This window comes from Micromonospora sp. NPDC005203, assembly GCF_042872705.1.
Lineage (GTDB): Bacteria > Actinomycetota > Actinomycetes > Mycobacteriales > Micromonosporaceae > Micromonospora.
The window spans coordinates 698803-712085 of record NZ_JBIAKV010000001.1 but is presented as its reverse complement, the minus strand read 5'-3'; the positions used below and the strand labels follow the sequence as shown (position 1 = coordinate 712085).

Here is a 13283-nt window from a genome sequence, read left to right as displayed (position 1 = left end):
CGGATCACGACGAGGGGAGCGGGGATGGACGGACAGGTGGTACGACGCCACGGCACACTGCTGGCGGTAACGGCGCTGGCGGCGGCGCTGGTGTTGACCGGGTGCGGGGCCGGCGACAGCGGAACGGCGGACACGGCGGCCGCCCCACCGGCGGCGGACCGCGACGCTGCGCGGGACAACGCGGCGGTAGCGCCCGAGGCGGCCAAGGCCGAGGACCGGCAGCAGGCCGGGGCCGGGGCACCCCAGGAGGCCGGCACCGGGGCGCCGGACCTGCGGGTCGACCAGCGCGCCATCATCTACACCGGTGCGATGCGGGTGCAGGTGGACGATGTGGACGCCGCCGCCCGGGAGGTGAGCGCCCTGGTCACCCGCGCCGGTGGCTTCATCGGCGGTGACCAGCGGCGCAGTGCCGGTGCCGACGCGGTGACCGAGTTGCAGTTGCGGGTGCCGGCGGAGAAGTTCACCGAGGTGGTGGACGAGATCGCGGAGCACGGCAGCCAGCTGAGCCGGGAGATCAGCACCGAGGACGCCACCGAGGCGATCGTCGACCTCGACGCGCGTATCACCAGTCAGCGGGCCAGGGTGGAGAGCGCCCGCCGGTTGCTGGCCCGCGCCAGCTCGATCACCGACCTGGTGTCGTTGGAGAACGAGTTGGGTCGCCGTGAGGCCGACCTGGCGTCGTTGGAGGCCAAGAAACGGCGACTGGCCGACCTGACCGCCCTCTCCACGATCACGGTGACCCTTGTCGGGCCGGCGGCCAAGGCCACCGAGGAGAAGGCCGAGTCCGGCTTCCTGGTCGGGCTCAAGGGCGGCTGGAAGGCGTTCGTCGCCTCGTTGACCGTCCTGCTCACCGTGCTGGGGGCGCTGCTGCCGTGGCTTCTGGCAATTGGCGTACCGGTGGCGGTGCTGCTGTTGGTGCTGCGTCGCCGGAAGAAGGCCTCCATGCCGACCGCTCCGGTCAGCGCGCCGCCGCCAGTGCCCGCAGCGCGGTCTGCACCATGACGCGTACGCCGGCGGGGATGGCCCGCTCGTCCACGTCGAAGCTTGCCCGGTGCAGGTCGACGTTGGGACCCGAGCGACCCACGCCGAGCCGGGCGAGGGCGCCGGGGACGTACTCCAGATACCAGGAGAAGTCCTCGCCGCCCATGCTCTGCGGCGTCTCGGCGATCCCTTCCGGGCCGAGCGCGGCGGCGGTGGCGGCGGTCAGCACCTGGATGGCCCGCGCGTCGTTGGACACCGGTGGCCGGCCGCGCAGGTATTCCAGGTCGACAGTGGCGCCGGTCGGCGCGATCACGTCCCGGACCACCTGAGCGACGATCTTGGGGGCCAACTCCCACGTGTCGCGGTCCATCACCCGCAGGGTGCCGGAGGCGCTCGCCTCGGAGGGGATGACGTTGTAGCGGGTGCCGGCCGAGGCGTGGCCGAAGACCAGCAGCAGGCCACTGTTGGCCGGCACCCGGCGGCTGACCAGGGCGGGCACCTCGGTGACCAGCCGGCCGAGCGCGTCGACCAGGTCGACGGTCAGGTGCGGCCGGGCGGTGTGCCCTCCCGGACCGGAGAGCCGGACGGTGACGTTGTCGGCGGCTGCGGTGATCGGGCCGACCCGCAGGCCGACCTTTCCCACCGGCAGGTTCGGGTCGCAGTGCAGCGCGAAGATCTGCACCACGTCGTCCAGGCCGCCGGCCTCGATGACCTCCAGCGAGCCGCAGGGCAGGATCTCCTCGGCCGGCTGGAAGATGAGCCGGACCCGCCCGTCCAGCTCACCCAGGTCGGCGAGCTGAGCCAGCAGCATGCCGACGCCGAGCAGGATCGTGGTGTGCACGTCGTGGCCGCAGGCGTGACAGACGCCCGCCACGGTCGACCGGTAGGGCACGTCCTTGGAGTCGTCGAGGGGCAGGGCGTCGATGTCGGCGCGCAGCGCGACCACGGGGCCGTCCGGCCGGCCGTTGACGTCGCAGATCACGCCGTTGCCCTTGGGCAGCAGGCGCGGGTTGAGCCCGGCCAGCGAGAGCTCCCGGGCGATCAGCGCGGCCGTCTCGAACTCGGAGCCGGAAAGCTCAGGGTGCGAGTGGAGGTGACGGCGGGTAGCGATCAGCCCCGGCACTCGGAGCGCTAGGAGGTGGTCCAGCTCGCGGGGCAGTGGCTGGGAGCCCGGGGGCAGCTCCGGCCAGGACGACGCCAACTGGCCATCCGTGGGCAGCGTCAACGCACTCGTCACGTCGAATTCTCGATCAGTAGAAACGGATGGATCATCGGGGACAGCAGACAGCCTAGACCTCCGGCGGTGACGCTGCGCAACCTCGTTACGGTAATGATCAGACCGCGCAGCGTCAGGAACGCCCAGTTCGGAGCGCTCGGAGATGTGTGGGACAGCAGGTAGATCGCTATCGAACGCCGACATCCGCCCCTCACCTCCTACAACGCGTAACCGATCGCGGCGGCTCCGGATCCGGCGGAACACGCGCGGATCCTGGTGTAAATTGTCGCATTAGTCGGGGTGATGAACTGACACTCCGACAATTAGCCGACCACACTCCGCAACGAGCCGGATACGGACGCTCACACGGAGCCGTCCACCCCGGGCGCACACCGTGTGCGTCCGTGCTCCTCCGGTCCGGTACCCCCCCGGCCCGACGGACACACCGCGACCGGGACGGTCAGAAGCGATCGGTGGGCCGGTACATCCCCCACACCTCGCGCAGCGTCCCGCACACCTCACCCACGGTGGCCCGGGCCCGCAGCGCCTCCTTCATCGGGTAGAGCACGTTGTCCGAACCCTCCGCGGCGGCCCGCAGGTCGGCGAGGGCCCGCGTCACGGCCGCGCCGTCGCGCTCGGAGCGCAGCCGCGCCAGCCGCTCGGCCTGGCCCGCCTCGATCGTCGGGTCGACGCGCAGCGGCTCGTACGGCTCCTCCTCGTCCACGGTGAACCGGTTGAGCCCGACCACCACCCGCTCACCCGAGTCGATCTCCTGCGCGATCCGGTACGCGGACTGCTCGATCTCCCGCTTCTGGAACCCGGCCTCGATCGCGTCCACCGCCGAGCCGTGATCGGCCACCCGCTCCATCAACTCGAGCGCGGCGGCCTCGATCTCGGCGGTCATCGCCTCCACCACGTACGAGCCGGCGAACGGGTCGACGGTGGCGGTCAGGTCGGTCTCGTACGCCAGCACCTGCTGGGTACGCAGCGCGAGCCGGGCCGCCTTCTCGGTGGGCAGCGCGATCGCCTCGTCGAAGCTGTTGGTGTGCAGCGACTGCGTGCCGCCGAGCACCGCGCCCAGCCCCTGCACCGCCACCCGGACCAGGTTCACCTCCGGCTGCTGCGCGGTGAGCTGCACGCCCGCGGTCTGCGTGTGGAAGCGCAACATCATCGACTTCGGATCCTTCGCGCCGAAGTCGTCGTGCATCAGCCGGGCCCAGATCCGCCGGGCGGCGCGGAACTTCGCCACCTCCTCCAGCAGTGTGGTGCGGGCCACGAAGAAGAACGACAGCCGGGGCGCGAAATCGTCGACCGCGAGCCCGGCGGCCAGCGCCGCCCGCACGTACTCCACGCCGTTGGCCAGGGTGAACGCGATCTCCTGCGCGGGCGTCGCGCCGGCCTCGGCCATGTGGTAGCCGGAGATGGAGATGGTGTTCCACTTCGGCACCTCCTTGCGGCAGTACGCGAACGTGTCCGCGACCAGGCGCAGCGACGGCTTCGGCGGGAAGATGTACGTGCCCCGGGCGATGTACTCCTTGAGGATGTCGTTCTGGATCGTGCCGTTGAGCGCCGAGCCGGGCACCCCGTTCTCCTCGGCGACGAGCTGGTAGAGCAGCAGCAGCACCGAGCCGGGCGCGTTGATGGTCATCGAGGTGGAGACCCGGTCCAGCGGGATGTCGGCGAAGAGCAGCCGCATGTCCTCGATGGAGTCGATGGCGACACCCACCTTGCCGACCTCGCCGTGCGCGATCGACTCGTCGGAGTCGTAGCCCATCTGGGTCGGCAGGTCGAACGCGACCGAGAGGCCCATCGTGCCGGCCCGCAGCAGTTGGTGGTACCGCGCGTTGGACTCGGTGGCGGTGCCGAAGCCGGCGTACTGGCGCATGGTCCACGGACGCGAGGTGTACATGGTGGGGTAGACCCCCCGGGTGTACGGAAACTCGCCGGGAACGCCCAGCCGGGAGTCCAGGTCCTCCGGAAGGTCCGCGCCCGTGTAGACGCCCTTGATCGGAAAATCGGACTCGCTTGACCGCCGTTGGTTCATCCCCGGATGGTAGGACGCGCCGGCTCGTCGTCGGGTGAGGGATACCGCACAGCCCGTTCCGAGCCGTCGACAGGAGGTGAACGACGAGGCACTTTCTGTCGAGTTCGACAAACGTGCGTCGCGTCGGCTTTCGCATCGGGCGTCGGAACCAGCAAGATAGGGGGGTTGTGTCCCAGCCCTCCTCGATTTCCCCCGGTGGCTTTTCTGTGACTCAGATCCCGACGTGGAGCGGCGGACCCGTCAGTCCCGCCAACGGCCGCGCAGCACCCGGCACCACCATCGGTGACCGGTACGCGCTGCGGTCCTCGGTGGGCAACGGCGGCATGGGCACGGTGTGGCGTGCCACCGACACCCTGCTGCGCCGCGACGTGGCGGTGAAGGAGGTCGTCCTGCCTCCGGGGCTGGCCCCCAGCGACCGCGACGCCATGTACGAACGCACCCTGCGCGAGGCGCGGGCCGCCGCCGCCATCCAGCACCCGGCCGTCGTGCAGGTGTACGACGTGGTCACCGAAGCCGGCCGGCCGTGGATCGTGATGGAGCTGCTGGACGCCCGCAGCCTGGCCGACATGGTGATCGAGGACGGGCCGGTCGCGCCCCGCGCCGTCGCCAAGATCGGCATCGCGCTGCTCGGCGCGTTGGAGGTGGCGCACGCGATCGGCGTCCTGCACCGCGACGTCAAACCGGCAAACGTGCTGATCTGCAGCGACGGCCGGTGCGTGCTCACCGACTTCGGGGTGGCCCGGATGCCCACCGACGTGCAGCTCACCACCCCCGGGATGGTGCTCGGCTCACCCCACTTCATCTCGCCCGAGCGGGCCATGGGCCAGGAGTTCGGTCCGCCGAGCGACCTCTTCTCACTGGGTGTGACGCTCTACACGGCGGTGGAGGGTCGACCCCCGTTCGACAAGGGTGACCCGATCGAGACCATGCACGCCGTGGTCGAGGACCCACCGGCCCCGCCGCAGCGCAGCGGCCCGCTGACCCGCGTGCTGATGGGCCTGCTGGAAAAGGACCCGGCCCGCCGGTTGGACGTGCACACCTCCCGGGCCATGTTGCGCGAGTTGCTCGCCGGGCCGCTCGGCAGCACCGCCACCGCGGTGCACTCGGTCACCGACCCCTACGCGGTGGTGCCGGTGCAGCAACGCCCTCCGGTGCCCGTCCTCCCGCCGCCCGCGCCGGAGCCGAAGCCGGACAACCAGATCGGCGGCCCGGCGATGCTGGCCCCGGACGAGTCCCTGACCGACCGGCTGGCCGCGCTGCGCCGGGGCGAGCGCCCCCAGCCGGCCACCCCGGCCAATGCCACCGGGTTCGACGAGACCAGCGCCGACGTGTTGGCCGGCCCACTGCACACGCCCACCGGCGCGATGCCCGGCCCCGGCCAGCCACCCTCCAGGCGCACCTACGGCGGCAGCGCCGACACCACCCAGCGGGTGGACGGCGGCGGGCACCCGGACGCCACCCAGCGGGTCACCTACGGCAGTCCCGCCGATGCCACCCAGCAGGTCGGGTACGGCGGCGCACCAGAGGCCACCCAGCGCATCGGCGGCACCTACGGGGGCGGCAACCAGTGGTCGGTGCCGGGCACCGGCCAGCCCTGGGCCACCTCGCCCGCCCCTTCTGGCGGCGGCACTCTCGGCAAGGCCCGCGCCACCGGTGGTCAGCTCGTCAGCACGGTCAAGGGCTGGCCGCGCAAGGTGCAACTCGCCGCGGCCGGCGGGTTGGCCGTGGTGCTGCTGCTCACCGTGGTGGCCCTCACCAGTGGCGGCGATCCCCCGCCGAACACCCCGGCGGCGCAGCCGTCCGCGTCCGCCCCGGCGGCCTCCACGGTCGAGATGGAGGAGCACGCGGCGCGCGGCATCCAGGTCATGGTGCCGAAGGGCTGGAAGAAGGCCACCGGCCCCTCGTACACCGACTACATCGACCCGGAGGACAGCGGCCGCAAGGTGCGCATCATCACCGAGAAGTGGTCGAGCGACGCCAACCGCTGGGCGGAGACGGCGGCGAACGGCCTCAAGACCAGGAGCACCTCCTGCGTCAAGCCGTACCAGCAGCTCAACGCCAGCGACACCCAACTGGACAGTAGGCCGGCCGCCGAATTCGAGTACACCTGCGGCGAGGGCGACGTCATGCGGCACGGCGTCTGGCGTGGCGTGGCCGAGGGCGGCAAGGCGTACTCGTTCTACCTCACCTCGACGAACGCCAAGTTCGCGGAGAGCAAGCCGATCTTCGACGAGATGGCCAGGACGTTCAAGCTCACCGGGGCAGGCTGAGCCGAGGGAACCGACAGCGGTGATCCTCCGCCGTGCTATCAAGAGGCATGGCGGCGGACACCACTGACATCGACGACATTCGCGAGCAAGCCCGGCGCTGGCTGGCCGACGACCCCGACCCGGCCAGCCGGGACGAGCTGACGGCGGTGCTCGACCGGCTGCCGGCGAGCGCCCCGGAGCTGGCCGACCGGTTCGCCGGTCCGCTGACCTTCGGCACCGCGGGCCTGCGCGGCCCGCTGCGCGCCGGCCCGAACGGCATGAACCTCGCCGTGGTCACCCAGGCCGCTGCCGGCCTGGTCGGCTGGCTCGCGGCCCAGGGTGGCACCGGCCCTCTGGTGATCGGGTACGACGCCCGGTACGGCTCCCGGCAGTTCGCCGAACGCACCGCCCAGGTGGCCACCGGGGCGGGCCGGCCGGCGCTGCTGCTGCCCCGCCCACTGCCCACCCCGGTGCTGGCGTACGCGGTACGCCAGCTCGGCGGGGTCGCCGGAGTGATGGTCACGGCCAGCCACAACCCGCCCCAGGACAACGGCTACAAGGTCTACCTCGGCGCGGAACTGGGCGGTGAGCTGGGTGCCGGCGCGCAGATCGTGCCGCCCGCCGATGCCGGTATAGAGGCGGCCATCCGGACGGTCGGCCCACTGACCCAGGTGCCGTTGGGTCCACCCGGGCAGGTGCTCGGTGACGACCTGGTCGCCTCGTACGTGGAACGGGCCACCGCGGTGATCGACCCGGACGGACCCCGGGACCTGACCGTGGCGTACACGCCGCTGCACGGGGTGGGCGCGGCGGTGCTCACCGCCGCCTTCGCCAGCGCCGGTTTCCCGGTGCCCGGTGTGGTGCCCGACCAGGCCGAGCCGGACCCGGCGTTTCCCACCGTGTCGTTCCCCAACCCGGAGGAGCCGGGGGCGGTGGACCGGTTGATCGCGCTGGCCGACTCCACCGGCGCGGATCTCGCCATCGCTAACGACCCGGACGCGGACCGGTGCGCGGTGGTCGTCCGGGACAGCACGGGCGGCGGGCGGGGCTGGCGGATGCTGCGCGGCGACGAGGTGGGCGTACTGCTCGCCGACCACCTGATGCGCCGTGGGGTGACCGGGCTCTACGCCACCACGATCGTGTCGTCGTCACTGTTGCGGGCGATGTGCGCGGCCCGGGGCCTGCCCTACGACGAGACGCTCACCGGCTTCAAGTGGATCGTGCGGGCCGGCGGCGGCAGCGCACCGCTGGTCTTCGGCTACGAGGAGGCGCTCGGCTACTGCGTCGCCCCGGAGCACGTACGGGACAAGGACGGCATCACCGCGGCGCTGACCGTGGCCGAGCTGGCCGCCGGCCTGAAGACGCAGGGCCGCACGTTGACCGACCGACTCGACGAGTTGGCCGCCGAGTTCGGCGTGCACCACACCGACCAGCTCTCCGCCCGGGTGGACGACCTGCGCATCATCACCGACGCGATGGCCCGGATCCGGGCGGCCACCCCGACCACCCTGCTCGGGCAGCCGGTCGACAGCGTGCGGGACCTGCTACCCGAGTCGGACGTGGTGATCCTGCGGACTGCGGTGGCCCGAGTGGTGATCCGCCCATCCGGGACCGAGCCGAAGCTCAAGGCGTACCTCGAGGTGGTGGAGCCGGTGCCCGACCGCGACGTCGCCGCGGCCCGGGTCCGCGCGGAGTCGGCGACCGCGCAGCTGCGCACCGAGATCGCCGTGGCTCTGGGACTCTGACCAGCGGGCCGCACCGGGCACGACCACCCGGCCGCCTCCTGCATGTCCTTTGCTCTGCTTCAACCCACGCTACGAAAACGGGCCTGAAGTGTTGCCTCCGTTGAAGCAGAGCAAAGGACGCAAGCAGCAGGGGCCGACGCCTGGTCGCATCCTCCGAGGACCGCCCGGCGGGGTCAGCGGCGGGGGCCGAGGGCCTGGTCGACGGCCCGGCCCAGGGCGGCGACGACCAGGCCGACCGAGGGACGGACCACCGAGTCGTCGGTGCTCACCTCGCCGGAGAAGCCGGCGCCGGTGGCGATCTCCTCCAGCCGGCGGCGCGCGTCGGCGGCGGTCTCGCCGTCCACCCCGAGCGCGGACTCCATCCGCAGCACCACGACCAGGGTGGCCAGCGCGGCGGTCCGCTCGTCCGGGGCCGCCGCGCCGGTCAGCGCCTCGGCCAGCCGCTGCCGGGTCTCCGCCTCCACCGTGGCGTCCACGACGGGGTAGCGGTGCACGTGGATGAAGCCCAACTCGGTCTCGTCCACGTCGCGGACGACACCCTGGCTGCACAGGTCGCCGAGAATTCGGTCCCGCAGGCCGTGCCGCAGGCGCTGCACCCAGGAAGCCGGGCTGTGCGGGGTGTCGGCCGCGACCCGGCCCAGCACCTCGTCCGCGACCGGCTCGCCGGTGGGCGTCGGGTCGATCACTGCCAACGATCCGTCGGCGTACGCGATCCGGCCGGCCAGGGCCAGCTCGACCAGCACCGCGGCGGCCATGCCCAGGTCCAGGCTGATTCGCGGCATGGTTGCCTTGCCGGTCGTGTCGTCGTAGGCGAGGAGCAGCAGCTCCTCGGCGAGCGCAACACCAGTCATGGCCGGAGACGCTAGCGGGTCCGTGCACACCGCGCACGAACCCGCCCGACCCGGCACCGACCGGGGTACCGCCCTCAGAACCGGGGCATGCCGCCGAACTGGCGGTCGCCGGCGTCCCCGAGCCCGGGGACGATGAACATGCGGTCGTTGAGCCCCTCGTCGATCGAGGCCGTGACCAGGCGCAACGGCAGACCAGAGCGTTCCAGCCGCTCGATGCCGACCGGCGCGGCGAGCACGCAGAGCACGGTGATGTCGGTGCAGCCGCGGTCGGCCAACAGCCGACAGGAGTGCTCCAGCGAGCCACCGGTGGCCAGCATCGGGTCGAGCACCAGCACCGGCAGACCGGCCAGGTCGCGGGGCAACGACTCCATGTACGCGCGTGGCTCGTAGGTCTCCTCGTCGCGGGCCAGGCCGACGAAGCCCATCGAGGACTCCGGCAGCAGGCCGAGCGCGGCGTCCGCCATGCCCAGTCCGGCCCGCAGCACCGGGACCAGCAGCGGCGGGTTGGCCAGCCGGGTGCCCTCGGTGCCGGTGACCGGCGTCTGCACCGGGTACCGCTCGACGGGGAAGGTGCGCGCCGCCTCGTACACCAGCATGGTGGTCAGTTCGTGCAGCGCCGCCCGGAACGTCGAGGAATCGGTGCGCGCGTCCCGCATGGCGGTCAGTCTCGACTGGGCCAGCGGGTGGTCAATGACGTGTACGTCCACGATCGCTCAACCTACCGGTCCGTACGGCATGGCGGTGCGGGTGCGGTCGGACCAGCGACGCCGCTCACGTCCGGCGCACCGCTGTGATCAAGATCACGTGACGCTCCGGCGCGTAGACTTCGGGGCATGACGGCGACAACGACGTCGGCCCGGTCGGAGCTCTCCGAGCTGGGACGATCCGAGACCGCTCTGCGGACCTTCCTCCACGGCCTACCGGGTGTGGACCAGGTCGGCGCGGAGCAGCGGGCGGCACAGCTCGGCACCCGATCCATTAAGACCACCGCCAAGGCCCAGGCCATCGACCTGGCGATCCGGATGGTCGACCTCACCACCCTGGAAGGGGCGGACACCCCGGGCAAGGTGCGCGCGCTCGCCGCGAAGGCGCTGCGACCCGACCCGGCCGACCCGTCCTGCCCGCACGTCGGCGCGGTCTGCGTCTACCCGGCGATGGTCCCGTACGTCGCCGAGGTGCTGCGCGGGTCTGCCGTGCACCTGGCCAGCGTGGCGACCGCGTTCCCGTCGGGTCAGGCACCGCTGGAGATCAAGCTGGCCGACACCCGGGCCGCCGTGGCGGCCGGCGCCGACGAGATCGACATGGTGATCAACCGGGGCGCGTTCCTGTCCGGGCGCTACCAGGAGGTCTACGACGAGATCGTGGCCACCAAGGAGGCCTGCGGGGACGCCCACCTCAAGGTGATCCTGGAGACCGGCGAGCTGGCCACCTACGACAACGTGCGCCGCGCCTCCTGGCTGGCCATGCTGGCCGGCGGCGACTTCATCAAGACCTCCACCGGCAAGGTCCCGGTCGCGGCGACGATGCCGGTGACCCTGGTGATGCTGGAAGCGGTCCGCGACTTCCGCGAGGCGACCGGGCGGCAGGTGGGTGTGAAGCCCGCCGGTGGCATCAAGACCACCAAGGACGCGATCAAGTACCTGGTGATGGTCAACGAGACCGTCGGCCCGGACTGGCTCGGCCCGGACTGGTTCCGCTTCGGCGCGTCCAGCCTGCTCAACGACCTGCTGATGCAGCGCACCAAGCTGACGACCGGCGTCTACTCCGGTCCCGACTACTTCACCCTGGACTGATAGCCGATGTTCGAATACGCCCCCGCCCCCGAGTCCCGCTCGGTGGTGGAAATCAAAAACGCCTCTGGGTTGTACATCGGTGGCGAGTTCGTCGACCCTGCCGACGGTGGCAGCTTCAAGTCGATCAACCCCGCCTCCGAGGAGGTGCTGGCCGAGATCGCCGAGGCCGGCGCCCAGGACGTGGAACGCGCGGTGCGCGCCGCCCGCAAGGCCTACGACAAGGTCTGGGGCCCGATGCCGGGCCGCGACCGCGCGAAGTACCTGTACCGGATCGCGCGGCTCATCCAGGAGCGCTCCCGCGAGCTGGCCGTCCTGGAGTCGCTGGACAACGGCAAGCCGATCCGGGAGTCCCGGGACGTCGACCTGCCGCTGGTCGCCGCGCACTTCTTCTACTACGCCGGCTGGGCGGACAAGCTCCCGCACGCCGGTTTCGGCGCCAACCCGCGGCCGATCGGCGTCGCCGCGCAGGTCATCCCGTGGAACTTCCCGCTGCTCATGCTGGCGTGGAAGATCGCCCCAGCGCTCGCCGCGGGCAACACGGTGGTGCTGAAGCCGGCCGAGACCACCCCGCTCACCGCGCTGCTGTTCGCCGAGATCTGCCAGCAGGCCGACCTGCCGGCCGGTGTGGTCAACATCATCACCGGCGCCGGCGACACCGGCCGCGCCCTGGTCGAGCACCCCGGCGTGGACAAGGTCGCCTTCACCGGCTCCACCGAGGTCGGCCGGGCCATCGCCCGGTCCGTCGCCGGCACCCGCAAGAAGCTGACCCTGGAGCTGGGCGGCAAGGCCGCCAACATCGTCTTCGACGACGCGCCCATCGACCAGGCCGTCGAGGGCATCGTCAACGGCATCTTCTTCAACCAGGGGCACGTCTGCTGCGCCGGCTCCCGCCTCCTGGTGCAGGAAAACGTGGCCGACCGGGTGCTGGAGTCGCTGAAGCGGCGGATGGCCCAACTGCGCGTCGGCGACCCACTGGACAAGAACACCGACGTCGGCGCGATCAACTCGGCTGCCCAGTTGGAGCGGATCCGCGAACTGTCCGACGCCGGTTCCGCCGAGGGCGCCGAGCGCTGGTCAGCGCCGTGCGAGTTGCCCGACCGGGGCTTCTGGTTCGCGCCCACCATCTTCACCGGGGTGACTCAGGCCCACCGGATCGCCCGCGAGGAGATCTTCGGCCCGGTGCTCTCGGTGCTCACCTTCCGCACGCCGGCCGAGGCCGTCGAGAAGGCCAACAACACGCCGTACGGGCTGTCGGCCGGCATCTGGACCGACAAGGGCTCGCGCATCCTGTGGACGGCCGACCGGCTGCGCGCCGGCGTGGTCTGGGCCAACACGTTCAACAAGTTCGACCCCACCTCGCCGTTCGGCGGCTACAAGGAGTCGGGCTACGGTCGCGAGGGCGGCCGGCACGGGCTGGAGGGGTACCTCAATGTCTGAGCGGGTCGCCGTACGCAAGACGTACAAGCTCTTCATCGGCGGGAAGTTCCCGCGCAGCGAGTCGGGACGGTCGTATCTCGTGCAGTCCTCGAATGTGTCACTGGCCTCCCGCAAGGACGCCCGGGACGCGGTGGTCGCCGCCCGCGCCGCCGTGAAGGGCTGGGCCGGCGCGACCGCGTACAACAGGGGTCAGATCCTCTACCGGGCCGCCGAGATGCTGGAGGGCCGCCGCGAGCAGTTCGTCGCCCTGGGCATCCCCGGCGACGAGGTGGACGCCGCGGTCGACCGCTGGGTCTGGTACGCCGGCTGGGCCGACAAGCTCGCCCAGGTGTACGGCGGCGCCAACCCGGTCGCCGGCCCGTACTTCAACCTCTCCGCGCCCGAGCCGACAGGCGTGGTCGCGGTGGTCGCCCCGGAACGCCCGGCGCTGCTCGGCCTGGTCAGCGTGATCGCCCCGGCGATCGTCAGCGGCAACACGGTGGTGGTGGCGGCGTCCCCGTCGGAGCCACTGGCAGCGGTGACACTGGCCGAGGTGCTGGCCACCTCCGACCTGCCCGGCGGGGTGGTCAACATCCTCACCGGCGCGATCACCGAGACCGCGCCGGCGTTGGCCGCGCACATGGACGTCAACGCGATCGACCTGACCGGGGTCACCGACGCCGCGCTCGCCACCGACCTTGAGGTCAAGGCGGCGGAGAACCTCAAGCGGGTGCTCCGACCGGCGCCCGCCGACCACGACTGGTCGACCGACCCGGGTGTGGGCCGGATGACAGTCCTGCTGGAGACGAAGACGGTGTGGCACCCCAAGGGGGTGTGAGTCGGCACTCGGCCTTGTGGTTTTCCGGGGGAGCCCGCCCACTCCGGGCGGTCAGGCTTGATCCCTGCGTGGGCGGGCTCCCCCGGAAAACCTGACCTGGGCCGGGATCGTCGGGTGGGTCAGCTCACGGGTTCTGCCTCGGGTTGGATT

The 13283-nt window shown here is 71.6% G+C and carries 10 protein-coding genes; 6 read left to right on the top strand and 4 right to left on the bottom strand.

Features of this window, described 5'->3' with window-relative positions:
* Positions 1-3 precede the first annotated feature (3 nt).
* Entirely contained in the window at positions 4-1002 is a 999-nt protein-coding gene (locus tag ACFYPM_RS03500; protein ID WP_387191452.1) for a DUF4349 domain-containing protein, read from the top strand.
* On the opposite strand, the gene ACFYPM_RS03495 is transcribed toward ACFYPM_RS03500, so the two are convergent.
* A complete protein-coding gene (locus tag ACFYPM_RS03495) occupies positions 959-2218 on the bottom strand; it encodes an amidohydrolase (protein ID WP_387190826.1) in 1260 nt (419 codons plus the stop codon). The two genes, ACFYPM_RS03500 and ACFYPM_RS03495, sit on opposite strands and share 44 nt — an antisense overlap.
* Before the next feature lie 439 nt (positions 2219-2657).
* Positions 2658-4241, bottom strand: coding sequence for a methylmalonyl-CoA mutase (locus ACFYPM_RS03490; RefSeq protein ID WP_387190824.1), 1584 nt, complete (start codon positions 4239-4241; stop codon positions 2658-2660).
* Positions 4242-4447: 206 nt separating this feature from the next.
* On the opposite strand from ACFYPM_RS03490, the gene ACFYPM_RS03485 reads away from it, so the two are divergent.
* Complete coding sequence (locus tag ACFYPM_RS03485; protein WP_387190822.1) at positions 4448-6511, top strand: serine/threonine-protein kinase; 2064 nt, start codon at positions 4448-4450, stop codon at positions 6509-6511.
* Between the two features lie 47 nt (positions 6512-6558).
* Positions 6559-8235 carry a phospho-sugar mutase gene (locus ACFYPM_RS03480; protein ID WP_387190820.1) on the top strand — a complete coding sequence of 559 codons (1677 nt, stop codon included), beginning with the start codon at positions 6559-6561 and terminating at the stop codon, positions 8233-8235.
* A 173-nt stretch (positions 8236-8408) separates the two neighbouring features.
* Here ACFYPM_RS03480 and ACFYPM_RS03475 read toward each other — a convergent pair whose 3' ends face one another.
* The gene (locus ACFYPM_RS03475) at positions 8409-9086 is read right to left on the bottom strand and encodes a GPP34 family phosphoprotein (protein WP_387190818.1); all 678 of its coding nucleotides are present in this window, start codon (positions 9084-9086) and stop codon (positions 8409-8411) included.
* Positions 9087-9160: 74 nt separating this feature from the next.
* Positions 9161-9793, bottom strand: coding sequence for a uracil phosphoribosyltransferase (gene upp, locus ACFYPM_RS03470; protein ID WP_357241488.1), 633 nt, complete (start codon positions 9791-9793; stop codon positions 9161-9163).
* Between the two features lie 126 nt (positions 9794-9919).
* Here upp and deoC point away from each other — a divergent pair, with 126 nt between their 5' ends.
* The 3 genes from deoC to ACFYPM_RS03455 are packed head-to-tail and all read left to right on the top strand — an operon-like array spanning position 9920 to position 13133.
* Positions 9920-10879 carry a deoxyribose-phosphate aldolase gene (gene deoC / locus ACFYPM_RS03465; protein WP_387190816.1) on the top strand — a complete coding sequence of 320 codons (960 nt, stop codon included), beginning with the start codon at positions 9920-9922 and terminating at the stop codon, positions 10877-10879.
* Between the two features lie 6 nt (positions 10880-10885).
* Positions 10886-12316 (top strand): aldehyde dehydrogenase family protein, encoded by a 1431-nt coding sequence (locus ACFYPM_RS03460; protein ID WP_387190814.1) that lies wholly within the window; start codon positions 10886-10888, stop codon positions 12314-12316.
* The gene (locus ACFYPM_RS03455) at positions 12309-13133 is read left to right on the top strand and encodes an aldehyde dehydrogenase family protein (RefSeq protein WP_387190812.1); all 825 of its coding nucleotides are present in this window, start codon (positions 12309-12311) and stop codon (positions 13131-13133) included. The genes ACFYPM_RS03460 and ACFYPM_RS03455 overlap by 8 nt, the downstream gene beginning before the upstream one ends.
* Positions 13134-13283 lie beyond the last annotated feature (150 nt).